Source organism: Alsobacter sp. P4_H11, from assembly GCF_056400925.1.
On the sequence record NZ_JBFUKI010000005.1, the window covers coordinates 142,061 to 163,078 of the forward strand.

General features: G+C 66.3%; 22 protein-coding genes and 2 tRNA genes. 14 read left to right on the top strand and 10 right to left on the bottom strand.

Going from position 1 to position 21,018, the window contains the following annotated elements; translation table 11 throughout:
• Nucleotides 1-28 precede the first annotated feature (28 nt).
• The 3 genes from AC1DSZ_RS10350 to AC1DSZ_RS10360 are packed head-to-tail and all read left to right on the top strand — an operon-like array spanning nucleotide 29 to nucleotide 2,155.
• Nucleotides 29-619: an HD domain-containing protein gene (locus tag AC1DSZ_RS10350; protein ID WP_476838493.1), complete on the top strand. Its 591-nt coding sequence runs from the start codon at nucleotides 29-31 to the stop codon at nucleotides 617-619.
• A 24-nt stretch (nucleotides 620-643) separates the two neighbouring features.
• Nucleotides 644-1,156 carry a tyrosine phosphatase family protein gene (locus AC1DSZ_RS10355; protein WP_476838285.1) on the top strand — a complete coding sequence of 171 codons (513 nt, stop codon included), beginning with the start codon at nucleotides 644-646 and terminating at the stop codon, nucleotides 1,154-1,156.
• 3 nt (nucleotides 1,157-1,159) lie between these two features.
• Complete coding sequence (locus AC1DSZ_RS10360; RefSeq protein ID WP_476838286.1) at nucleotides 1,160-2,155, top strand: NUDIX hydrolase; 996 nt, start codon at nucleotides 1,160-1,162, stop codon at nucleotides 2,153-2,155.
• A gap of 231 nt (nucleotides 2,156-2,386) precedes the next feature.
• Here the strand turns inward: AC1DSZ_RS10360 and AC1DSZ_RS10365 are convergent, their stop codons facing one another.
• Nucleotides 2,387-2,812 (bottom strand): hypothetical protein, encoded by a 426-nt coding sequence (locus tag AC1DSZ_RS10365; RefSeq protein WP_476838287.1) that lies wholly within the window; start codon nucleotides 2,810-2,812, stop codon nucleotides 2,387-2,389.
• Between the two features lie 202 nt (nucleotides 2,813-3,014).
• Here AC1DSZ_RS10365 and AC1DSZ_RS10370 point away from each other — a divergent pair, with 202 nt between their 5' ends.
• From AC1DSZ_RS10370 to AC1DSZ_RS10385, 4 genes are all read left to right on the top strand, one after another.
• The gene (locus AC1DSZ_RS10370; protein ID WP_476838288.1) at nucleotides 3,015-3,176 is read left to right on the top strand and encodes a hypothetical protein; all 162 of its coding nucleotides are present in this window, start codon (nucleotides 3,015-3,017) and stop codon (nucleotides 3,174-3,176) included.
• A 78-nt stretch (nucleotides 3,177-3,254) separates the two neighbouring features.
• The gene (locus AC1DSZ_RS10375) at nucleotides 3,255-4,187 is read left to right on the top strand and encodes a pirin family protein (protein WP_476838289.1); all 933 of its coding nucleotides are present in this window, start codon (nucleotides 3,255-3,257) and stop codon (nucleotides 4,185-4,187) included.
• Nucleotides 4,188-4,240: 53 nt separating this feature from the next.
• The gene (locus AC1DSZ_RS10380; RefSeq protein WP_476838290.1) at nucleotides 4,241-6,121 is read left to right on the top strand and encodes an ABC-F family ATP-binding cassette domain-containing protein; all 1,881 of its coding nucleotides are present in this window, start codon (nucleotides 4,241-4,243) and stop codon (nucleotides 6,119-6,121) included.
• A 373-nt stretch (nucleotides 6,122-6,494) separates the two neighbouring features.
• The gene (locus tag AC1DSZ_RS10385) at nucleotides 6,495-7,436 is read left to right on the top strand and encodes a right-handed parallel beta-helix repeat-containing protein (RefSeq protein WP_476838291.1); all 942 of its coding nucleotides are present in this window, start codon (nucleotides 6,495-6,497) and stop codon (nucleotides 7,434-7,436) included.
• Nucleotides 7,437-7,475: 39 nt separating this feature from the next.
• Here AC1DSZ_RS10385 and AC1DSZ_RS10390 read toward each other — a convergent pair whose 3' ends face one another.
• On the bottom strand, nucleotides 7,476-7,874 hold the full coding sequence (locus AC1DSZ_RS10390) for a flagellar biosynthesis repressor FlbT (protein ID WP_476838292.1): 399 nt from the start codon (nucleotides 7,872-7,874) through the stop codon (nucleotides 7,476-7,478).
• 288 nt (nucleotides 7,875-8,162) lie between these two features.
• Between AC1DSZ_RS10390 and AC1DSZ_RS10395 the strand changes: the two genes are divergently transcribed.
• On the top strand, nucleotides 8,163-9,158 hold the full coding sequence (locus AC1DSZ_RS10395; RefSeq protein ID WP_476838293.1) for a polysaccharide deacetylase family protein: 996 nt from the start codon (nucleotides 8,163-8,165) through the stop codon (nucleotides 9,156-9,158).
• A 45-nt stretch (nucleotides 9,159-9,203) separates the two neighbouring features.
• Here AC1DSZ_RS10395 and AC1DSZ_RS10400 read toward each other — a convergent pair whose 3' ends face one another.
• The 5 genes from AC1DSZ_RS10400 to AC1DSZ_RS10420 form a co-directional block, all read right to left on the bottom strand.
• Nucleotides 9,204-10,319, bottom strand: a complete 1,116-nt coding sequence (locus AC1DSZ_RS10400) for an alpha/beta hydrolase (protein WP_476838294.1) — start codon at nucleotides 10,317-10,319, stop codon at nucleotides 9,204-9,206.
• A 47-nt stretch (nucleotides 10,320-10,366) separates the two neighbouring features.
• A complete protein-coding gene (locus AC1DSZ_RS10405; RefSeq protein WP_476838295.1) occupies nucleotides 10,367-10,855 on the bottom strand; it encodes a DUF4142 domain-containing protein in 489 nt (162 codons plus the stop codon).
• 322 nt (nucleotides 10,856-11,177) lie between these two features.
• A tRNA-Arg gene (locus AC1DSZ_RS10410) sits at nucleotides 11,178-11,254 on the bottom strand.
• 23 nt (nucleotides 11,255-11,277) lie between these two features.
• A complete protein-coding gene (locus AC1DSZ_RS10415) occupies nucleotides 11,278-11,580 on the bottom strand; it encodes an ETC complex I subunit (RefSeq protein WP_476838296.1) in 303 nt (100 codons plus the stop codon).
• Nucleotides 11,581-11,628: 48 nt separating this feature from the next.
• Nucleotides 11,629-11,705, bottom strand: a tRNA-Pro gene (locus AC1DSZ_RS10420).
• A 334-nt stretch (nucleotides 11,706-12,039) separates the two neighbouring features.
• Here AC1DSZ_RS10420 and AC1DSZ_RS10425 point away from each other — a divergent pair.
• The 3 genes from AC1DSZ_RS10425 to AC1DSZ_RS10435 all read left to right on the top strand — a co-directional run bounded on the left by AC1DSZ_RS10425 (nucleotide 12,040) and on the right by AC1DSZ_RS10435 (nucleotide 14,340).
• Complete coding sequence (locus tag AC1DSZ_RS10425; RefSeq protein ID WP_476838297.1) at nucleotides 12,040-12,201, top strand: hypothetical protein; 162 nt, start codon at nucleotides 12,040-12,042, stop codon at nucleotides 12,199-12,201.
• 43 nt (nucleotides 12,202-12,244) lie between these two features.
• Nucleotides 12,245-13,942: a sialidase family protein gene (locus tag AC1DSZ_RS10430; protein ID WP_476838298.1), complete on the top strand. Its 1,698-nt coding sequence runs from the start codon at nucleotides 12,245-12,247 to the stop codon at nucleotides 13,940-13,942.
• 128 nt (nucleotides 13,943-14,070) lie between these two features.
• Nucleotides 14,071-14,340: a hypothetical protein gene (locus AC1DSZ_RS10435; protein WP_476838299.1), complete on the top strand. Its 270-nt coding sequence runs from the start codon at nucleotides 14,071-14,073 to the stop codon at nucleotides 14,338-14,340.
• A 6-nt stretch (nucleotides 14,341-14,346) separates the two neighbouring features.
• Here AC1DSZ_RS10435 and AC1DSZ_RS10440 read toward each other — a convergent pair whose 3' ends face one another.
• The 3 genes from AC1DSZ_RS10440 to AC1DSZ_RS10450 form a co-directional block, all read right to left on the bottom strand.
• A complete protein-coding gene (locus AC1DSZ_RS10440) occupies nucleotides 14,347-15,624 on the bottom strand; it encodes a pilus assembly protein TadG-related protein (protein WP_476838300.1) in 1,278 nt (425 codons plus the stop codon).
• A gap of 329 nt (nucleotides 15,625-15,953) precedes the next feature.
• Nucleotides 15,954-16,421: a DUF192 domain-containing protein gene (locus AC1DSZ_RS10445; RefSeq protein WP_476838301.1), complete on the bottom strand. Its 468-nt coding sequence runs from the start codon at nucleotides 16,419-16,421 to the stop codon at nucleotides 15,954-15,956.
• Nucleotides 16,422-16,805: 384 nt separating this feature from the next.
• A complete protein-coding gene (locus tag AC1DSZ_RS10450; protein WP_476838494.1) occupies nucleotides 16,806-17,369 on the bottom strand; it encodes a cold-shock protein in 564 nt (187 codons plus the stop codon).
• A 384-nt stretch (nucleotides 17,370-17,753) separates the two neighbouring features.
• On the opposite strand from AC1DSZ_RS10450, the gene AC1DSZ_RS10455 reads away from it, so the two are divergent.
• Genes AC1DSZ_RS10455 through AC1DSZ_RS10465 form a run of 3 tightly spaced genes read left to right on the top strand, consistent with a single transcriptional unit; the run spans nucleotide 17,754 to nucleotide 21,003 of the window.
• Nucleotides 17,754-18,245, top strand: a complete 492-nt coding sequence (locus tag AC1DSZ_RS10455) for a MarR family winged helix-turn-helix transcriptional regulator (RefSeq protein ID WP_476838302.1) — start codon at nucleotides 17,754-17,756, stop codon at nucleotides 18,243-18,245.
• Nucleotides 18,242-19,441 (top strand): HlyD family secretion protein, encoded by a 1,200-nt coding sequence (locus AC1DSZ_RS10460; protein WP_476838303.1) that lies wholly within the window; start codon nucleotides 18,242-18,244, stop codon nucleotides 19,439-19,441. The genes AC1DSZ_RS10455 and AC1DSZ_RS10460 overlap by 4 nt, the downstream gene beginning before the upstream one ends.
• Entirely contained in the window at nucleotides 19,441-21,003 is a 1,563-nt protein-coding gene (locus AC1DSZ_RS10465) for a DHA2 family efflux MFS transporter permease subunit (protein ID WP_476838304.1), read from the top strand. The genes AC1DSZ_RS10460 and AC1DSZ_RS10465 overlap by 1 nt, the downstream gene beginning before the upstream one ends.
• The last annotated feature ends 15 nt before the right edge of the window (nucleotides 21,004-21,018 follow it).

Genomic DNA, 21,018 nt, shown 5'->3' on the forward strand with positions numbered 1-21,018 from the left:
CAAGGGTTCGCCGCGCGCCTGGCAGCGCATGCTGTCGGGGCGGCGGCTCGATCTGCTCGACCCCTCGCCGCTCGACGTCGAGATCGAGGACATCGCGCATGGGCTCGCCCGCGTGGCGCGGTGGAACGGACAGACGCACGGGCCGCACGTGTTCTCGGTGGCGCAGCATTCGCTGCTCGTGGAGGCGCTGGCCGGTGCGATGACGCCGGACCTGCCGGCCGAGGCGCGCGTCGTGGTGCTGCTGCACGACGCGCCCGAATACGTCATCGGCGACATCATCTCGCCGTTCAAGGCGGTGCTGGGCGACGGCTACAAGGGCATCGAGAACCGGCTGCTGGCCGCCATCCACCTGCGCTTCGGGCTGCCGGCCGCGACGCCGCAGCCTCTCGCCGCGCTGGCCAAGACGGCCGACAAGGCGGCGGCCTATCTGGAGGCGACGCACCTCGCCGGTTTCGCGGACGCCGAGGCGACGCGCTTCTTTGGCCGGCCCACCGTGATGTCGCCCGCCATCGCGGCGCTGCTGGAGCCCTGGACCGCCGGCGAGGCGCAGCAGCGTTTCCTCGATCGCTTCCGCGCCCTGGACGCCGCGCGAGATGGCGCCGACGCGCCGGCGCCGTAAGCTGCGCCGAACATTGGAATCCGCATGCCCGCCATTCACGTCACGCCTCTCTCCCGCCTCCATGAAACCGTGGACAGCAGCGCCGCCCAGCACGTGGTGACGCTGATCAACGCCGCCACGCCGGTGCAGCGCCCGCCGTCGATCCTGCCGGAGCGTCATCTCTTCATTGGCGTCAGCGACATCGTCGACCCGCTGGACGGCCACATCCTCCCGGCGGACGCGCATGTGGAACAGTTGCTCGCCTTCGCGCGGGCTTGGGACCAGCAAACCCCCATGGTGATCCATTGCTGGGCCGGCGTGAGCCGCTCCACGGCCGCGGCCTTCATTACCGTGTGTGCGCTGCGGCCGGAGCGCGACGAAGCCGCGACGGCGCGGCTCCTGCGCGAGCTGTCCCCTTCGGCGACGCCCAACCACAAGCTGGTCGGCATCGCGGACGACATTCTCGGCCGGCGAGGACGCATGGCGGACGCGATCGCGGCCATCGGACGCGGCGCGGATTGCTTCGAGAACACGCCGTTCCGTCTGCCTCTGGATTGACCGATGGCCCGCCCGCACCCCGAAACCGCGATCGAGATCGGCCTTGCGGCCGCGGTCGTGGCGATGGACGGGTTAACGCCTCAATTGCTCGTGGCCGGCGCGGAGCGCGGCGAATTGGCGGGCCTGCCGTCCGGCAGCTTCGACCCGCTCACGCACCGCACGCTGGAGATCGGCCTGCGCGCTTTCGTGACGGATCAATCCGGCTTGCGGCTGGGCTATGTGGAGCAGCTCTACACCTTTGCGGACCGCGGCCGCATCGTCGAGCCCGAGATCGAGGCGCATGTGGTGTCGATCGGCTACCTCGCCTTGACGCGCCTCGCCGAGGGGCGGCCTGCCCTGCCCAAGGGTGCGCGTTTCCGGCCCTGGTACGCGTTCTTTCCGTGGGAGGACTGGCGCGAGGGGCGGCCCGCCATTCTCGACATGCAGGTCCTGCCCGCTCTGTTCGGCTGGGCGACGGACGCGGCCGGCGAAAAGGCCGAGGGCGACAAGCGCCCGCTGTCGCGCATCGAGCGGCTGCGCTTCGCCTTCGCGGCGACCCCGGACGCGCCCAAGCCCGTCGCCTGGGACGAGGAGAAAGTCCTCGACCGCTACGAGCTCCTTTACGAGGCGGGACTGCTGGAGGAAGCCAAGCGCGACGGCCGTGCCGCCGCGCTGGCGCGGACAAGGCTGCCGAGCCTGGGCGAACCGATGCGCTTCGACCACCGGCGCATCCTCGCCACCGCGATGGGGCGGCTGCGCGGCAAGCTGAAATACCGGCCCGTGGTGTTCGAGCTTCTCGCGCCCACCTTCACGCTCACGGCGCTGCAGAAGACGGTGGAGGCCATTTCGGGCCGCCACCTGCACACGCAGAACTTTCGGCGCGTGGTGGAGAACGCCGCGCTGGTCGAGCCTACGGGCGAGACGGCCACCACCGGCGGTCGTCCCGCGGCCTTGTTCCGGTTCCGGCGCGAGGTGGTGCAGGAGCGCCCTGCGCCCGGCCTCAAGGTCGGCGCGCGCTAGGCTGGTGTTCGAGGCATCATCTTTTCCACCAACCGGTGTCCGCTTGGTGGGATGATGCTTCAGAAGGGCAGCGCGGACGCGAAACCCATCGAGAGCACGACAGCGACAACGAAGATCCAATCGGCCGCCTTGTCGATCATGGCAGTCCTCCCGGTTCGGCGCTTACGGGTCTCAGTATAACCCCGAACCGGGTGCGATCGGCCTCACGGCCGTTCAGGACTGCGTGAGCGGTCAGTCCTTGTCCGGCAGCGTCCCCGAATGTCCGGCCTCGGTGGGCTGCTCCTCAGGATCCTCGTCCGGCATGCCCTTGCCGGGCCGCTCGATGTTGCCGCCCTGGCCGAGAGCGCCATAGCCCGAGCCGCCCTTTACTTCGTAGCCCGGCCGATACGCGTCGCCCGCATCATGAGAGGGCGGCCCGCCGCCGCCGAACTCTTCGCGAGCCCGCACATAGTCGCCGCCATAGCCGCCATAGCTGTGGCTCTCGCCCCCGCCGATCACCGTGTTCCCGCTGTCGCCCGGGCGCACCCGGCCGTATTCCGCGCCGCCGACGGGCGGCGTTTCCGGGCCCCGCTTCTCGTAGCGGGAACGATCCTTGTCGCCGGCGTTCGCTTCCCGGCCTTTCGGTCCACCGTTCTTCGGGTTGTCGTGGCCGGCCATATCACGCCTCCTGCATCCTGCATCCGGTGCCTTGTGGTCCGCGCCGGGCCGTGAGCCCGCGCGGCTAAGGACAGCCAACGTGACGCGCACCGCCTCGTTCCCCTCGTTGCGCCCAGGAACAACTCTCGAAACCAGCCGTTGACTCCACGATCGGGCGGCCACGCCGTCCCAAAGAGGAGCGCTCCATGTGAGCGACAACGCCATGCAACCTCTCGTCCCACAGCCCACACAGTCGGGCGAATTCGATCTCGCCTTGCCGCTCTTCGCCATGAAGGTGGCGTTCGGCTTCACGCTGTTCAGCCTCGAGATCACGCAGGCGATCGTGCAGGCCGCCGCGGGCGACAAGAAGCCCGCGCGGGAATAGCTGTCGCACGGGGGTGACTGGCGAGCGGGCGTGATCTGGGTAAGCTAGGGGAGCGCCACACCCCCCGAGGCTCCCCCCATGACTCAATTCAACGTCCGGGTCGACGCGTCCGCCAGCGAAGCGGCCGACGCGCATGACAGCCCCAATCCGGCGATCGAGACCATCATCGTTCCGCGCTCGCGCGATCTCGGCGGCTTCTCGGTCCGCCGCGCCCTGCCCTCCGCGCAGCGCCAGATGGTTGGCCCCTTCATCTTCTGGGACCAGATGGGCCCGGCGGTGTTCAAGGCTGGAACCGGCATCGACGTTCGCCCCCATCCGCATATCGGTCTCGCCACCCTCACCTATCTGTTCGAGGGCCAGATCCTTCACCGTGACAGCCTCGGCTCGATCCAGGCGATCGATCCCGGCGAGGTGAACTGGATGACGGCCGGCCGCGGGATCGTGCATTCCGAGCGCACCGCGCCGGAGGTCCGGCTGTCCGAAGCGCCGCTGTTCGGCATCCAAAGCTGGATCGCGCTGCCCGAGAAACACGAGGAGACCGATCCCGGCTTCGCGCATCACCGCGCCGAGGCGCTCCCCACCATTGAGGCGGAAGGCAAGCGCGTGCGACTGGTGGCCGGATCCATGTACGGCATGACGGCGCCCACCCGGACCTATTCGGACATGGTCTACGCCGACGCCGCGCTCGCGCCCGGGGCCAAGCTGCCCATCCCGGGCGAACACGTGGAGCGCGCCATCTATGTGGCGCAGGGCGTCATCGACATCGCGGGCGACCGCTTCGAAGCCGGTCGGCTCCTGATCCTGCGCACCGGCGATGAGATAACCATCACGGCCGAAACGGCCGCGCGGTTGCTGGTGTTCGGCGGCGAGCCGATGGATGGCCCGCGGCACCTGTGGTGGAACTTCGTGTCCCGGTCCAAGGACCGTATCGAACAGGCCAAGGCCGACTGGCGCGCCGGCAAGTTCGACGGCGTTCCGGGCGAGACCGAATTCATCCCGCTGCCCGGCTGAGCGACAGCGGCTGGACCCTTGCGCGGCCGGGCGGGCTTTGCGACAAGCCCGCCATGCTGCACATCAACGATGTCACCTTCCGGCTCGGCGCCCGCACGCTCTTCGACAAGGCCACGGTCGCGATCCCGACCGGCGCGCGCGTCGGCTTTGTTGGGCGCAACGGCACCGGCAAGACCACGCTGTTCCGGATCATCCGCGGCGAGGTCGGGACGGAAGGCGGCTCCATCATGATCGGGCGCGGGCTGAAGATCGGCTCGGTCGCGCAGGAAGCCCCCGGCGGGCCCGAGACCTTGTCCGAAGTGGTGCTCGCGGCCGACGTTGAGCGCACGGCGCTTCTGGCCGAAGCCGAGACCGCCACGGACCCGCACCGCATCGCCGAGATCCAGACGCGGCTCGTCGACATCGGCGCGCATGCGGCCCCGGCGCGCGCCGCCACCATCCTGTACGGCCTCGGCTTCGACGCCGAAGCGCAAGAGCGGCCCTGCTCGTCCTTCTCGGGCGGCTGGCGCATGCGCGTGGCGCTCGCGGCCGTGCTGTTCGCCGAACCCGACCTGCTGCTCCTGGACGAGCCGACCAACTACCTCGACCTGGAGGGCACGCTCTGGCTGATGGACTACCTGGCCCGCTACCCGCACACCGTGCTGGTGATCAGCCATGATCGCGACCTGCTGAACCAGTCGGTCGACCAGATCCTCCACCTCGACCAGGCCAAGCTCACGCTTTACCGCGGCGGTTACGACCAGTTCGAGCGCCAGCGCCGCGAGAAGCAGGCGCTGCAGATGAAGCTGGTGAAAAAGCAGGAGGAGGAGCGCAAGCACCTGCAGGCCTTCGTGGACCGATTCAAGGCCAAGGCCTCCAAGGCCCGCCAGGCGCAGTCGCGCGTGAAGCGGCTCGAAAAGATGGAGCCCATCGCGGCGCTGATCGACACGGACGTGCTGCCGTTCAATTTCCCGTCGCCCGAGCGGCCCCTGTCGCCGCCGATCATCGCCATGGAGGGCGCGGCCGTTGGCTATGGCGAGAAGCCCGTGTTGTCGCGCCTGTCGGTCAGCATCGCCGAGGACGACCGCATCGGCCTGCTCGGCTCCAACGGCAACGGCAAGTCCACCTTCGCCAAGCTGGTCGGCGGGCGGCTGGACCCCATGTCGGGCGTGGTGCGGCGGTCCTCGAAGTTGAAGGTGGCGTATTTCGCCCAGCACCAGCTCGACGAGCTCAATCTTGCGGCGACGCCCTTCACCAGCGTGCTCGAGCTGATGCCGGACGGCACGGAAGCCAAGGTGCGCGCGCGGTGCGCGCAGATGGGCTTCCCGGGCTCCAAGGCCGACACCCCGGTCGCGAATCTCTCGGGCGGCGAGAAGGCCCGCCTCTTGATGGGGCTCGCGACCTTCGGCGGGCCGCATCTGCTCATTCTCGACGAACCGACCAACCATCTCGACATCGACAGCCGCGCCGCCCTCATGGAGGCGATCAACGACTACCAGGGCGCGGTGATCCTGATCTCGCATGACCGCTTCCTGCTGGAGGCCTGCGCAGACCGGCTGTGGATCGTCGGCGGCGGCACCGTGAAGCCGTTCGACGACGACCTCGACGCCTATCGCAAGCTCGTGCTGGAGGGCCCGGGCGGCGACCGCTCGAACAAGCCCAGCGAGCCGGACAGGAGCTCGCAGGCGGACCAGCGGCGCGAGGCCGCGGGCCGGCGCGCTTCGCTGACGCCGCTGCGCAAGAAGATCGAGGCGGCCGAGCAGCGCATGGCGAAGCTCGCCGACCTGATCGCCCGGGTCGACTCGGTGCTGGGTGATTCCAGCGCCTTCCAGCGCGACGCCGCCAAGGCTTCGCAGCTGTCGGCGCAGCGGGCCGAGCTGGAACGCAACCTGACTGCGGCGGAGGAGGAATGGCTGGCGCTATCGTCCGAGTATGAAGAGGCCGTCGCGGGCTGATTCCCGACCGGCCGCTTCGCCGGCGGGGGCGGATCGGATGCCCCCTTTTCCGCAACCGAGCAAAACGAGGCAATTTCATCTAATCTTTGACGACTCGAAGATCGACAAACAACGTTTTGAGGCAAAAAAGCGCGATCTATTTGCTGACAAGTGTTCAGAGTTCTACGTACTGTTGAAGTTGTTGAGCTTCGTGGTACAACTTGGCATTCGGTCATGTTGAGATGATTCGATGCTCCGTAGAGTTCCTTTCAAGCGTCTGGCGCTTTTTGCGACTCCGGTTCTAGCCGGCGTAGCGGGTCTGGTCGCGGCGGCATCCGACGCCGTGCCGGCGCCGGATGGTAGCGCTTGCCGGCCGATCAGGCACACGCCTGCGGTGATCAGGTCCCCGGGCGCCTATTGCCTCGAATCCGACCTGAATGCGGACGCCGACGCAATCGTGATCCGCAGCGATCACGTGTCGCTGGACCTCAAGGGCTATCGGCTGAACGGTCCGACGACGCCCGGCACGCAAACCTTCGGCATCCGCGTCAAGGACGCGTCCAACATCGAGATCCGGAACGGCACCATCGCGGGCTTCGGGATCGGCGTCGCGATCACGGCGCCCAAGGCCCAGCCCCAGAAGGGCTCGAACACGATCGAGAACGTGGCGATCGTGGGTAGCCGCCTGCGGGGCGCGAGCCTCGGCGGCGACCTGAACCGCATCGAGAACTCGCAGTTCCGCGACATTGGCGGCGACAGCATGCCGGACGTGGTTCACACCCATGGCCTGTTCATCGCGGGGGCTGGAGCCCTCGTCCGCGGCAATACCTTCTCGGAGATCCGCGGATCGCAGGACGCGCCGCACGCGGAAGGCATCGCGCTGGCGTTTTCGGGCGATCTCAACGGATCCGTGGCCGAGAACAACGTGTTCGAGAACACGCCGCTCGTTCAATCCGTGGACGGGCCGAAGCACCGCTCCCCAAGCACCTACGCGATCTGGTTCGGCGGCAGCGGCGCCGGCACCGTGGTGGCCAAAGGCAACCGGATCAGCAATTTCGTGAATGGCGTCATCGCGGACGTGCATGCGACCGCGTTCATCTTCGACAACACGATGACCAACACGGTGGCGCCGTTCTCGACGCGCAAGAAGCTGCGGCAGCAACCCGCGGCGGCGGGCGACCGGCCGATCGGCGCGGTGTCGACCTCGGGCAACCGCTGTGTCACCACAGACCCGATCGTGCAGTCATTGTCCGGCCGGCAGCCCCTGCTGGCCTGCGAAACGCCGGACGACGTCAGCTTCGCGGCGCTGGAAACCGGGCTGGCGAACCAGAACTAACCGTTACGGCCGGCCGATTGCGTTCTCAGGCGCTCTTGCTCAGGCGCTCTTGCCTTCGAGATGGATGAGCGTGCGCGCAACCTTCAGCGCCTTGCTCATCTCCTGCGTCAACACGAGGTTCGTGAGCTGCGAGACCGGCTCCTGGGCGTGCGGCAGACTGCTCAGCAGCTTGCGCGACGCGGAGAAGAAGTCGCCAGCGGCGTCGTCCGAGCCGGACAGATACATTTCCTGGATCGCCACATAGAGGTTCTCGGCCGGCGACTTGGCCGTCAGGGGATCCATGAACTCCTTCTCACGAAGGATCGGCACATGGCCTTCCACGGTGATCCGTGCGCGGTCGCCCTCGTTGCGGAGAACGGCCCGGCCCACATAGGCAACTTCATGATGCTTCAGTTCGAGCACGAAACTCACGGGGACCTCGCCTGCGTCGACGCGCATCCCCGTTTAACTCGCGACCTCTTAAAGCCGAATTTATTCAACTAATCGGCAGTTGTATCCGCGTTGAACATCCTTCACGTGGTGAACGATGTCTGACCGGATCGCGGTGATCGGCGATCGACCCGCCTTTCAGGCCACCGACGATCGGGTCGAACCTTCCCCGCTCCAGACGCGAGACCATTATATCCGCCGGCGATCATTCATCTCGCAGAGAGCCATCGACCCGCGCGCCGCCACGACCGTGCGCGCCTGCTGGCGCTTGCGGCCCGCCTGACACAAGATGCCGCCATGACAATGCTTCCTGCCGCCGACACCGCTCCGGCCGTCGCGCGCGTTCTCGCGCATGATCGGGATTTCGCCGGCTATCGCGCCGGCGCGCCGTCGGTACGCTGGCCCGGCGACGCGCGGCTGGCCGTTTCTGTGGTGGTGAACATCGAGGAAGGCGCGGAGCTCTCGCTCGGCATGGGCGATGAGCGCAACGAGTTCATCTATGAGGCTGTCGAGAAGGTCGAAGGCGCGCGCGACCTTTGCATGGAGAGCCACTTCGAATATGGCGTCCGGGCGGGCTGGCCGCGCATCCGCGCCCTGCTGAAGCGCTACGGCGTCGCCGCCACGCTGAACGCCAACGGTCGGGCGTTGGAGATCTCGCCCTGGATCGCCCGCGAGGCGGTCCTGGACGGCCATGAGGTGTCCTCGCACGGCTACCGCTGGGAGCGGCAGGTCCACATGGACGAGGCCGCCGAGCGACGCGTCATCGAGCGCGCCGCCAAGGCGATCGAGGCCGCCGCGGGCGCGCCGCCGGTGGGCTGGCACACGCGCTCGGCCACCTCGGTGAACACCCGCCGCCTGCTGATCGAGCATGGCGGCTTCCTGTATGATTCCAACGCCTATAACGACGACGTTCCGTATCTGGTGGAACAGGACGGCAGGCGCCACGTGGTGCTGCCCTACGCCTTCGACACCAACGACATGCGGTTCTACAACGGCGGCGGCTTCGTGTTCGGGGATGACTTCGCCCGCTACTGCATCGACGCCTTCGAGCGGCTCTATGCCGAGGGCGCCGACGCTCCCCGCATGCTGTCGATCGGGCTGCACCTGCGCATCATCGGCCGGCCGGCGCGCATCGGCGGGCTCGAGCGCCTGCTCGAGCACATCGCCGCCCGGCCTGGCGTCTGGTTCGCGCGCCGCGACGAGATTGCGCAGGCGTGGCTCGCTGGTCTCGGCCAGCCACCCTGGTCGCCTCGGCCCACGCCGGCCGATTTCGCCGGCGAGCAGCAGGATTGATGCGTTGCAGCCGGCGAGCGCAGGCTAGCCGGCTGCTGGATCGCTTTACTTGGCCAGCGCAGCCTTCAGGTTCTTGATCGCAAGATCCTCGGCCTCCTTGGCCTTGGCGACCACGAGACCCATGCCGAAGAATTCGTGGGTCACGCCCTCGTAATCCTTCGCCTCCACCTGCACGCCCGCAGCCTTGAGCTTCTCGGCCAGCGCCTGCCCCTCGGAGCGCAGCGGATCGATCTCGTCCGTGATCACGGTCGCGGGCGGCAGCGCCTTCAGGTCCGCCTTTCCGACGATGTCGAGACGGGGGTCCTGCAGATCAGCCGGCGCGCTGGTGGCGTTGTCGTAGAACCACTGCATCATCGCCTTGTTGAGCGGCTTGGCGCTCTCGTTGGCCTTGTAGGATTCCGTGTCGAGGTTCGTGCCGGCCATCGGATACACGATCAGCAGATGCGCGGGCTTCGGCAGGTTCTGGTCGCGCGCCGCGATCGCCACGTTGACGGCGAGGTTGCCGCCGGCGCTCTCGCCCGCGATGGCGATCTTTTGAGGATCCGCGCCGATGCTGGACGCGTTCTGGGCGACCCATTTATAGGCTGCGATGGCATCCTCATGCGAGGCGGGGAACTTGTGTTCGGGAGCCTTCGAATACTCCACCGCGACCACTACGGCGTTCACGCCCTTGGCGAGGAGACGCGCGCTGGCGTCGTAAGTGGCGTTGTTGGCAATCACGAAGCCGCCGCCATGATAGTAGACGATCACCGGCAGCGCGCTCGAGGCGCCCGCGGGCGTGTAGACGGTGGCGACGATCTTCTCCTTGCCGCCGTCCACCAGGATGTTCTTGGCCATCACGGACGGATCAGGAAGGCTGCTCTTGCCCTGCTGGCGCAGCACCTCCCCGGCCGCGTCCGCGGCGCTCGGCTGCTGCCGCGCCTCGGTGGCCGACAGCTTCGGCAACGGCTTGGGGCCCAGCTTGTCGAGAGCGTCGACGACGTGCCGCATGTCGGTGTCGAGCTCTGCCATCGGGCTGCCGGTGAGGGACTGAACGGCCCCCTTCACCTTGTCCATGACCTTTGGCTGCGCGTTGTTTTGCTGCGCGGTCTGCGCCAGGGCGGAGCCTGACAGCATCATGACCGCAAGGGCCGCGAGGGCGGCGTTCGGATTCGTTTTCATTGAAAAGACCTTTAAAACAGTGGGATGGGCGGCCGCGCGGGGCTCGCTCACATCGAGTCAATCGCGGCGCGGTGACCCTTCACCACGGGCAGGGCCTGCTTGGCCCACGACTTCAAATCAGAGTTCTGGCCGCTCTGGTTGTAGTCCGAGAGCAGCGCGACCGTTTCGGCATGGGCCATGATCTGGTCGGCCTTGTAGATCTTGTCGAACTCGGCGCCGTTGAACGTCTTGAGGTTGTCGAGCATCGCCTGGTGCGGCGGATCCAGCATCATCTCGGATTTTTGGCCGGCCTTGCCTGCCGCATCCATGAGCTTCTTCATGGCGTCGCCGTGGTCGTCCAGCATCTTCTGGGCGAACTGCTTCACCTTGGGATCCGTGGCCCGTTCTACGGCGAGCTTGGCTTCTTCCACTTCGAAGGCGTTGCCGACCGAGGCTTTGGTGACGAACTCGCCGTCCGGCGCCGATGGCGCCTGCGCCAGCGCTGCGGTGGAAACAACGGCCGCAATCGCCGCCAACCCTAAAATTCTCGATCTCATCGCTATGCTCCAGAAGTAGATGGAGGTAGCAATGGCAAAAGCCCGGACATGTTCCGTCTATTAAGAGATGTGCGTCAATACGCTCCGGGGCTGGACTTTGATGATCCAGTGGCAAGGTCTAAACGTAGCGGACCTTAACCTTCGCGTTCTGAGAGCGCGACGAAAACGTGCCGGCCAGATCCGAAGACCTTCAGATCAATCTTTGCTGGTACCGCAAGCCAATCCGGAGACGGCGCTGAAAATCTTCTGAAATACTGAGTGCCGCGAACTGCGGCCTGCGGGCGGCTCACCCACCAGGACCTCTCGGGCCTTTTGAAGAGAGTGGCGACCCCGGCAGGATTCGAACCTGCGACCTCGGACTTAGAAGGTCCTTGCTCTATCCATCTGAGCTACGGGGCCGGAACGTCCGGGGTGGGCCGGCGTCAGTGGGTCCACTGACCGACGCGGTTGAACTTGAAATTGTCCGCGTAGGCGATCTGGCGGCGCTTGGGCTCGTGCGGCTCTTCCACCGAGGCCGCGATACCGTTGCGCTGCGCGTAGGCGAGCGCATCTTCCTTGGTGTCGAACCAGAGCTTCACCTGTTGGCGGGTGTCGCCCGAGCTGGTCCAGCCCATCAGCGGATCGATGTCCTTCGCCTCGCGCTCGAACTCGAGCAGCCAGCGCGTGTACTTGGCCGTGCCGGACTGCATGGCGGTCTTGGCGGGGCGATAAATCCTGGCGGACATGGCTGCTCGCTGCTCGTGAACAGGGATTCGGAACCGGGGCTCGCCGCGTGGTCGGGGCAGCAGGATTCGAACCTGCGACCTGAAGTACCCAAAACTTCCGCGCTACCAGGCTGCGCTATACCCCGGCGTGGCGAGCCACGTTGGATCGTCTACGTTTTTTAGGCCCTCGCCGCAAGGGCGGAGTGGGCCGAGACCACTGAGCATGGTCGCCTGCACGACCACCTGGAAAGTCCGTGGCGCAACGAAGTGCGGCACGAGGGGAACGTGTTCCGTTTCACATTCAGGATCACTGGCCCGGGTTAGCCTCTCGATGCAGCCAAGCTTCAGCGACGGCCGGGCTTCCATCCGCGACAGCGCGCCGAATATCTGGCGCGCTCCGGATCATCGACGCCGTCGAGAGCCGCTAGAGACTTATCCCCCGCCGGGCTGCCGGGCGAAGGTCTCCGATGAGGTGTTGCGATGGACTGGATCGAACAGTTATTCGGCGTGTCTCCGGACGGGGGCTCCGGCGCAACCGAGGCGCTTTATACGGCGCTCGCAGCCGCGCTGGTCGTCGCCATTGTCGCCAGACGTCGCCTTACCGGTTTGATGCGAAAGTTGCTCGGCCGCGGTCGCCGCTAGCTTCCCGCCCTCTCGGCACAGGAGCCGTAAGATGCATTTCACCTTGCCGGACTTCGCCAATCCAAAGGGGCCGGGTCTCTATGTGGGGCTGGAGGTCCAGGTCAGCTACAGCACCGTCAGCCAATCACGGAGCGAGTCGGATCTCGCGGTGAATCCCCGCAATCCGCAAAACCTGGTCGGCGCATCCAAGCGGTTCGACGAACCGCAGAAATACCACTTCCACCTCAGCCCGTTTTATAGCTTCGACGGAGGCGAGACCTGGGGCGAAAGTACGCTGCCGATGCTCCCGGGCTGGCAGGGCATGACGGACCCGGCCGTCACCTTCGACGCGAACGGCGCGGCCTATCTGCTTGGTGAGCCCCTGTCTTATGGCCAGGACCTGACTGGGCTCGGAATGGTGGTCTATCGCTCGGGCGATGGCGGCCGCACGTGGGGCAATCCCGTTCAACTGACCACCAGCGACCGCGACGACAAGCAGTGGATGGCGGCGGACGATAGGCCCGAGAGCCCGTTTCACGGCAATGTCTATGCGGTGTGGGGGGCCAACCAGAACTGCGGATTTGCTCGGTCCACGGACGGCGGGCTCACTTGGCGCGGGCCAGGCGCTCAGAAATCCGCCGGGCATCTCGACTTTTCGGTTTACGCGCCCGCGATCGTCACCGACTCGAATGGCTGGATCCACATCTTCGACATCAGTCCAGCCAGCAAATCCAACGTCCGACACCTGCGCTCGAAAGACGGCGGCGCGACCTTCGAAGCGCCGGTGGTCGTCGCCGACGTGCAGGGCCTAGAGGGTCTATCCACATCGGCGGGAGGTTTCCCGATCTTGCCCAACGGGCATTTCCGGGTGCGCACCATGGTGACGGCCGCGGTCGGCTCCGGCGGAACGCTCGTGATCGCCTGGCCCGAACTCCGGGACGGATTCAGCCGAATCTTCTACCGGGTGTCGCGCGACGGCGGCCAGAACTGGGAAGGTCCGAGGAGCGGGTCGCCCCTCGTCCCGGCTGGAGTTCTGCCCAGCCAGCACTGCTTCATGCCCCAGCTCGCCGCGACGCCGAGCGGCACGGTCGGATGCGCGTTCTATGCCTTCGGGCAGGAGTTCGGCGCCGGGCCCTATTTGCTCAACCTCTATCTGTCCGCCTCCTACGACGACGCCGGAAGCTTTCCTCACCGGCGGCGGGTGACGAAGCACGGCTGGAACCCGGACGTGAACGCGCCATGGTCGCATGGCGACCGAAACCTGCTGTTCATCGGCGACTATTTCGGGCTGGCGGCGACCGACGAAGTCTTCATTCCGTTCTGGACCGATACGCGGACCGGCGTTCAGGAAATTTTCTGCGCCCAGGTGTTGACGACCGAGCCGAGCTACATCGATGTCTGGGTGCCGGACGAGTGGCCCCTGGTCTTCCGCGGTGTGGCCGAGGATGGCGGCGGCCTCGTGATCGTCGGCGGGAAAATCGTGCGCGTTCCGCCACGTTCGCCTGTGTTGGGCGTGCTGGAGGCGGTCTCGGTGATCGAGGGCGCGAGCGCATTCTCGAGCGGCAATGCGGATCTGGTTCGGCAGGCGGGCGCGGCCGAGTTGCTCACGCGGGCGCAGGCGCTGCACCAAAACAGCCTGATCGGAACGGCATCGCTCCAGGTTAGCGCTCCGCCGGCGAGCCCCACGCAGCACGTTTCAATCAAACGTAGGACGGCTAAGGGCGGCGAACCGCGCCCACGGAACGGCGCACCTTCCTCGTGAGCCTTTCTCTCTGACGCGACCTCGACAATGGTGATTGTTGTGTCGCCTAAGTCAGGAAAACAACTTATACGAGTAACTTGATTGAAATCTCTTCGCATCATGCTCCCTCCCGTCAACGGAGGTGTGGCGTGCCGGCGGTCGAGAGAACACAACAGTGCTTCAGCTGCGGCCGCATGGTTCCGCACGGCAAGGCCGTTCGCTACACCGTGCAGGTCGAGGCCGAGGACGACAACAAGCCCAAGCGCATGATGCTGGTGTTCAAGCGGGTCAAGAAATTGACGCGCTACGCCTGCGGCGACTGCTACGTGTCGCGCACGATCCGGGATCTTCTCGCCAAGCTGCCGGACGTCGCGCTGGTGGTCGCGGTGCTGTCCGGCATCCTGTACGTCGTCCGGTAGCGGCTCCTAGTTGGTCAGCCGCACCGAGTAGACCGCCTGCTTGAACAGCGCCGTCATCGCGTCCGAGATGCCCTGCGAGGGGCTGACCTCGAAATAGAGGCCCGGCGAGGCGCAGTCGGCCATCTTGCTGCTGATCGTCCCGACGAAGGGCTTGATCCAGGTGTTGTACCAACTGTTGGTCGGCAACGGCAGGTAGGTGGTGTAGAGCACCGCCACCTTGACGCCGCGGTTCTTCAAGGCCGAGCACAGGGCCAGGTTGATCGGCTGCTGGCAGCGCGAGCCCGAGAGCGGCTGCGAGCAGGTGGTCTTGTTGTTTTCGTCCGCGACGCCGTCCGACACGAAGAACACCACCTTCTGCCGCGAAGTCTCGGATTGGCCATCGCCCGGCGACGGCACGGCGGCGTTCAGGGCCGTCAGCACCTTGGTGAAGTCGGTGTCCTGGTCGTTGTTGTAGGACGAATCCGGCACCGTCATCAGGTCGATCGCGCCGGCGGCGGCCTTCACGCTGGAGAGCGAGCCGCTGAGCGGCGCGACCGTGGTGAGGCCCGCCGTGGTGGCGGACGCGCCGAACGAATACACGCCGGCGCGGAACTGGTTTGAAACGGTGGCGGTGGACGCCATGGTGTCCATGAGCTGCTGGGTCGCCATGCGCAGCACGTCGATGCGCATCGTGACGCCGAGCTTCTTGGCGAGGTTGTAGTAGTTGTTGGCGTTGGACAGGTCGTGGCACGCGAAGGCGCACTTGTCGGAGGTATTGTTGACCATCTTGGTCACGTCCGCGGGCGTCGCGCCGACGCCCATGGAGGGCGTGTTGTCCAGCAGGAGGTAGAAGTCCATGTAGGGCGAACGGCCCAGCGTCGCGCTGGCCGTGCCGGAGACGCCGAGGCTCGTCACCCCGACGATCTGCGGCAGCGAGGTCGCGGTCTGCCCGTCATAGGTGACCACCGCCGACCGGCTCAGGCCGCTGTCGGTGACCTTGATGGAGGCGCTCGAGATGGTGACGCGCTTCAGCTCGGCGACGCCGGCGTTGAATGACCGCAGGCCGTAGAGCTCCGCCTCCGCGGCTGTTCCGGTGGAGTGCCCGGCCGCCGCGAGCGCGGCAGCGTCGGCGACGGCTCCAAGCTTCGTGCGCGAGATCGCGGCGGTCTGAAGATCGACGACCGCCCCGACGGACACCAGCAATGGAAGCAGCGTCACGGCGAACATCGGCCCGATCGCGCCGTCCGCATTACGGATATACTCGCGTGTTTTACGGATCGAGTTCGATAAAACTGTCGAATACATCTGCACCACCTGCCGTATCAGCATGTCGTGCAGGAATGTGCCTTGAGATCGCGGCTAAGAAAACCTTAAGCTGCCGGCGTCCTGATTGTCCCGCTAACGGTTGGGTAACAGATTGCGCGAAAATAACGCGCTAAAATTGCATAGCTACCATTCTGCAGCCGGCCTGCGTCGTGCAGGAAATCGAAAGGCGGACGGGAACAAGCTGCGAGGCGGCGCGTTGAGCCCTCGCAAATCGGAATTGCCCCCCTCCGATGGCAGCCTAAGAGCCCTGCGGTGTCAGCTCCCGCGGGGCTCTTTGCATTTTCAGGCCCGCGGACCTTCGCGGCCGCTCAGGGCTTTCCGCCAAACAGCGCGTGCTGGACCTTGTCGCCTGGCTTCACGCCCAGCTTGGCGGCCACGCCCGCATTGATCTCCAGGACGCCGAACACGGGTTCGCCCGAAGAGATCGTGCGGGTCGAATGCGGCTCGGTGTTCTCGGCGATGCGCGCGATCGAGCCGTCGCGGCGGATGAACACCATGTCGAGCGGAATGAAGGTGTCCTTCATCCACATCATCACGGGCTGCTGCTCCTTGAAGTCGAACAGCATGCCACGGTTCTCGGGCATGTAGCGGCGAAACATGAGCCCCTTGGCGCGCTCCTCGTCGGTGCGCATCACCTCCACCTCGAAGGTGCGGGGGCCGCCGGCCGTGTTGATCACCAGCTTCTCGAGCGCCGAGTCGGCCGAAGCGGCTGTGGGGTGCATGGCCGCTGCGGCCAGCAAAAGCAGAAAGGCGACGACGGAAGACTTGAACGACATGAGCACCTCGCGAGCGCCGGATGCTGCCTGCGCGAATCCCGCCGGTCAATGGATGGGATCGGGGGCGTTGCAGAAAGTCGGGACCCGATCGCCACACCCCATCCTGAGAGGCTGGCGGCGAGGTTTCTCGATAACCCTCGATACCCTCATCCTGAGGAGCAGGCCGTTTCTAGGCCTGCGTCTCGAAGGACGAGGGAGGGGAATGTGAACGGCCGTTTCAGCTTGCTGGAATCCCTCGTCCTTCGAGACGCATCGCCAGGAGGCGACGCTCCTCAGGATGAGGGGCATTGTGAGGTTGCCGTGGGAGAGAAGGATACGCGCCACAATGGGCGGCGCACCCACCCGTGAAGCCACAAGGGCACCGCGATTCCCGCGCCCAGCGCCTCAGTGCGAGGACGGCGCCTGCCCGCTGGTGGCCAGCAGCCGCACTTCGGCCGCCATGAGGCCCTTCGGGCCGTCGCCGAAGCGCACCATCACGGTTTCGCCGGGGCGCAGCTCGGTGATGCCGTAGCGGCGCAGGGTTTCCATGTGGACGAAGATGTCGGGCGTGCCGTCGCCGCGCGACACGAAGCCGAAGCCGCGCAGCCGGTTGAACCACTTCACGATCACGGGCTCGAGCCCGCTTGTGGGCGTCACCGACACATGCGTGCGGGCCGGCGGCAACTGCGAGGGGTGCGGGGCCGTGGAGGTGTCCATCGAGAGAATGCGGAAGGCCTGGTAGCCCCGCGCCCGCCGCTGCGCCTCGCAGACGATGCGGGCCCCCTCATAGGCCACCTGGAACCCGTCCCGACGGAGGCAGGTCGCGTGGAGCAGAACGTCCGGCATGCCGCTGTCCGGCACGATGAAGCCATAGCCCTTGGCGACATCGAACCATTTGATCACGCCCGACACCTCGATCAGGTCGACGGGCGCGTCCTCGGATCCATGCTCACGGACGTTGCGGTCCATGTGGTCGGACCCGTCCAGCTGGTACTTGGGTACAAATTCGTCCGACATCGGGAAACACCAATCCGAGCGGTTGATAACGAGCCGAACACACAGGGCGACAAAGTTTCGGCCGCCTGATTCTCTTTCTTCAGCATAGCACCGGGAGGCCCGCGCAAAACATCCAAATCAGGACAGCGCAAGGCCCTCGCGTGCTCTTCACAGTCTTTTTCAGAGCGGATTCTACCTCGCTCAACTTCAAGTTGTCGTGCCCAGAATTCAGCCGCGAACAACCTGCGACAACGACGCACGGAGAGCGTGCAGAAAACCTCCGACGCCCTCTGGACTCTCCGCCGTGCCTCCTTATGTTAAGCTCACTTATTATGAGCCTGGAGCGCCTGAGCGCCGATGCCGAACACACCCTCGCCCCGCCGTGAACTGGGCTTCCTGATCTCGGACGCCGCCCGGCTGCTGCGCACCTACACGGACCAGCGGGCGCGCGAGTTCGGGGCCACCCGGGCTCAGTGGGCGGTGCTGAACCGCCTCCAGCGCCATCAGGGCCTCAGCCAGAACGAACTGGCCTGCATTCTGGACGTTCAGCCCATCACGCTCACTCGCCTGGTCGACCGCCTCTGCGACGATGGGCTGGTGGAGCGCCGACCGGACGACGCCGACCGGCGCTTGAAGCGCCTGTTCCTCACCGAAAAGGCCTACCCGGTGCTCGACTCGCTCGGCCATGTCGGGGCCGAGATCATGAACGTGGCCCTCGAAGGGCTCGACGACGCCACCGTTGCGGCGCTCGTCGGCCATCTCGGCCGCGTCAAGGACAACCTCAAGGAGCGCCTCCAGAACGGCGCTCCGGACCAGACGAACCTCGCGGACCTGAAAACCGGATCATGACCCAACAAGCCCCCTCCCCCTCCGCCACAGACGCCGCCCAGGATTCAGCCCCAGAGGCCGAAGCATCCAAGGCGTCCGAACCGTCCCCGGCCGCCACGCCGGCGCAAGATGCGGCCCCGCCGCGCAAGCGCCGCGGGCTTCGTTTCGCGCTGTTCTTCATCGTCCCGGCCATCGCGGCGGTGGGCGGCGGCTACGCCTACCTGCATGGCGGCCGCTTTATCACCACCGACAATGCCTATGTGGGCGCACAGAAGGTGCTGGTGACGCCGGAGGTTTCCGGCAAGGTCGCCAAGATCCTCGTCGAGGAAGGCCAGCGCCTTTCGCCCGGCGACGAGTTGTTCGAGATCGACCAGACCTCCTACCGCATCGCCGTTCAGGAAGCGCAGGCGCATCTCGGCAAGGTTTCAACCGACTTCGACACGCTGAAGGCCTCGGCCAAGAGCCTGGAATCGCAGCTGCAGCTCGCCCGCCAGACCCTCCAGCTGCGCCAGGCCGACTACGGCCGCAAGCAGGACCTGCTGGCCAGCCGCGCCGGCTCCCGGGCGGAGCTCGAGAATTCCGAGATCACGGTCGCGGCGGCGCGTTCGCAGGTCGAGATGCTGCAACAGCAGCAGGCCACCGCCCTGTCGCAGCTGAACGGCGATCCTAACCTGCCGATCGAGGGCTTCGCACCCTGGATGGAGGCCAAGGCAGCGCTCGACCGGGCGCAGCGCAACCTCTCGCTCACGGTGCTGCGCGCGCCTATCGCGGGCGTCGCCACGCAGGTGACGAGCATCCAGATGGGCCGCTACCTCGACTCGGGCGCGCCCGTGTTCAGCATCGTGGCGGACGACAAGCCCTGGGTGGACGCCAACCCCAAGGAGACCGACCTCACCTACGTGCAGGCCGGCCAGGCGGCCGAGATCACGGTCGACGCCTATCCGGACCGCGTGTGGCGCGGTCATGTAGGCTCCATCAGCCCCGGCACCGGCGCTCAGTTCGCGATCCTGCCGCCGCAGAACGCCAGCGGCAACTGGGTGAAGGTGGTCCAGCGCGTGCCGGTCCGGATCGAGTTCGACGCCGGGCAGGACGTCGCGGCGCTGCGCGCCGGCATGAGCACGAACGTGTCGATCGACACGAAGCGCCAGCGCAGCCTCGCCGGCCTGCTGGGCCTTTCGGGCGCGGTCGCGAGCCCGAAGAGCGCGAGCGCGAACTGATGTCGGCCGCCGCCCTGTCGATGCCGGCCGCGCCGGCGCAACGCAGCGCCGGCGCCAAGCGGGTGCTGCTCACCGTCTGCGTGATGATGGCCACCATCATGCAGGCGCTGGACACCACCATCGCCAATGTCGCCCTGCCCTACATGCAGGGCGGGCTCGGCACCACGCAGGACCAGGTCAACTGGGTCCTGACCTCCTACATCGTGGCCGCCGCCATCATGACGTCGCCGCTGGGCTGGATGTCGGCGCGCTTCGGCCGCAAGCGGCTCTTCATCGTCTGCACGGCCGGCTTTACGCTGGCGTCCATGCTGTGCGGCGCGGCGCAGACCATCGAGCAGATGGTGCTGTTCCGGCTGCTGCAAGGCGTGTTCGGCGCCGCGCTGGTGCCGCTCTCGCAGTCCGTCATGCTGGACGCCTATCCGGTCGAGCAGCGCGGCTCCGCCATGGCGATCTGGGGCATGGGGGTGATGCTGGGCCCCATCATGGGCCCGACGCTGGGCGGCTGGCTCACCGAGACCTATAGCTGGCGCTGGGTGTTTTTCGTCAACCTGCCCTTCGGCGTCGTCACAGTGCTCGGCCTTTCGACCATCATGGACGAGACGCCGTCCAAGAAAGGCCTGTCCTTCGACTGGCTCGGCTTCATCGCGCTGTCGGTCGGCATTGGTTCGCTGCAGCTGATGCTGGACCGCGGCGAGCAGGTCGGCTGGTTCGACTCGAGCGAGATCGTCGCCGAACTCGTGATCGCGCTGGCGGGGTTCTATTTCTTCCTGTCGCACGCCTTCACGTCCGAGCGGTCCTTTATTCCGCTGCACATCTTCAAGGATCGCAACTTCGCGGTCGGCGTCGTCTTCATGTTCATCGTCGGCATCATCCTGCTCGCCACCATGGCGCTGGTGACGCCGTACATCCAGAACGTGCTCGGCTACCCGGTGCTGACGTCCGGGCTGCTGCTCGGCACGCGCGGCATCGGCACCCTGGTCGCCATGATGGTGGTGGGGCGGCTGCTGCGCTTCGTGGATCCGCGCATCCTGGTGTTCTTCGGGCTCTCGGCCTCCACCTGGGCGCTGTACGCGATGATCAGCTTCTCGCCCAACACCTCGGCGGCGCACATCAACTTCGTCAACATCATCCAGGGCCTGGGGCTCGGCTTCGTGTTCGTGCCGCTGAACACCGTCGCGTTCGCGACGCTGCCGGCGGAACTGCGCACCGACGGCACGGCGCTCTGGACGTTGATCCGCAACATCGGCAGCTCGATCGGCATCTCGATCGTGATCGCAGAGCTCACCAGCAAGACCACGCAGTTCCGCAGCCAGCTCGTGGAGCACATCACCCCGTTCAACGACGCGCTGAAAATGCCGGACGTGAAAAGCGTGATGGATTGGACCACGGAGGGCGGCCGCGCCATGCTGGACCAGCTCGTGACCCAGCAGGCGGCCGTGATCGCCTACTCGAACGACTTCAAGCTGATGATGTTCATCAGCCTGTCGGCCTTTCCGCTGCTGCTGCTGATCAAGAAGACCGCTAAGCCGCAGGGCCAGGCCGAGGCGCATGTGATGGACTGAGCGGCGACGCGCCGT

Excerpts from the sequence above, each read along its gene's own strand:
- AC1DSZ_RS10390 (WP_476838292.1), bottom strand. The coding sequence starts at position 7,874 with ATGCGCGTCGACGCAGGCGAGGTCCCCGTGAGTTTCGTGCTCGAACTG.
- AC1DSZ_RS10375 (WP_476838289.1), top strand. The coding sequence starts at position 3,255 with ATGACTCAATTCAACGTCCGGGTCGACGCGTCCGCCAGCGAAGCGGCC.
- AC1DSZ_RS10360 (WP_476838286.1), top strand. The coding sequence starts at position 1,160 with ATGGCCCGCCCGCACCCCGAAACCGCGATCGAGATCGGCCTTGCGGCC.
- AC1DSZ_RS10395 (WP_476838293.1), top strand. The coding sequence starts at position 8,163 with ATGACAATGCTTCCTGCCGCCGACACCGCTCCGGCCGTCGCGCGCGTT.
- AC1DSZ_RS10425 (WP_476838297.1), top strand. The coding sequence starts at position 12,040 with ATGGACTGGATCGAACAGTTATTCGGCGTGTCTCCGGACGGGGGCTCC.
- AC1DSZ_RS10415 (WP_476838296.1), bottom strand. The coding sequence starts at position 11,580 with ATGTCCGCCAGGATTTATCGCCCCGCCAAGACCGCCATGCAGTCCGGC.
- AC1DSZ_RS10365 (WP_476838287.1), bottom strand. The coding sequence starts at position 2,812 with ATGGCCGGCCACGACAACCCGAAGAACGGTGGACCGAAAGGCCGGGAA.
- AC1DSZ_RS10465 (WP_476838304.1), top strand. The coding sequence starts at position 19,441 with ATGTCGGCCGCCGCCCTGTCGATGCCGGCCGCGCCGGCGCAACGCAGC.
- AC1DSZ_RS10460 (WP_476838303.1), top strand. The coding sequence starts at position 18,242 with ATGACCCAACAAGCCCCCTCCCCCTCCGCCACAGACGCCGCCCAGGAT.
- AC1DSZ_RS10450 (WP_476838494.1), bottom strand. The coding sequence starts at position 17,369 with ATGGACCGCAACGTCCGTGAGCATGGATCCGAGGACGCGCCCGTCGAC.
- AC1DSZ_RS10445 (WP_476838301.1), bottom strand. The coding sequence starts at position 16,421 with ATGTCGTTCAAGTCTTCCGTCGTCGCCTTTCTGCTTTTGCTGGCCGCA.
- AC1DSZ_RS10380 (WP_476838290.1), top strand. The coding sequence starts at position 4,241 with ATGCTGCACATCAACGATGTCACCTTCCGGCTCGGCGCCCGCACGCTC.
- AC1DSZ_RS10455 (WP_476838302.1), top strand. The coding sequence starts at position 17,754 with ATGCCGAACACACCCTCGCCCCGCCGTGAACTGGGCTTCCTGATCTCG.
- AC1DSZ_RS10440 (WP_476838300.1), bottom strand. The coding sequence starts at position 15,624 with ATGTATTCGACAGTTTTATCGAACTCGATCCGTAAAACACGCGAGTAT.
- AC1DSZ_RS10355 (WP_476838285.1), top strand. The coding sequence starts at position 644 with ATGCCCGCCATTCACGTCACGCCTCTCTCCCGCCTCCATGAAACCGTG.
- AC1DSZ_RS10350 (WP_476838493.1), top strand. The coding sequence starts at position 29 with ATGCTGTCGGGGCGGCGGCTCGATCTGCTCGACCCCTCGCCGCTCGAC.
- AC1DSZ_RS10405 (WP_476838295.1), bottom strand. The coding sequence starts at position 10,855 with ATGAGATCGAGAATTTTAGGGTTGGCGGCGATTGCGGCCGTTGTTTCC.
- AC1DSZ_RS10370 (WP_476838288.1), top strand. The coding sequence starts at position 3,015 with ATGCAACCTCTCGTCCCACAGCCCACACAGTCGGGCGAATTCGATCTC.
- AC1DSZ_RS10400 (WP_476838294.1), bottom strand. The coding sequence starts at position 10,319 with ATGAAAACGAATCCGAACGCCGCCCTCGCGGCCCTTGCGGTCATGATG.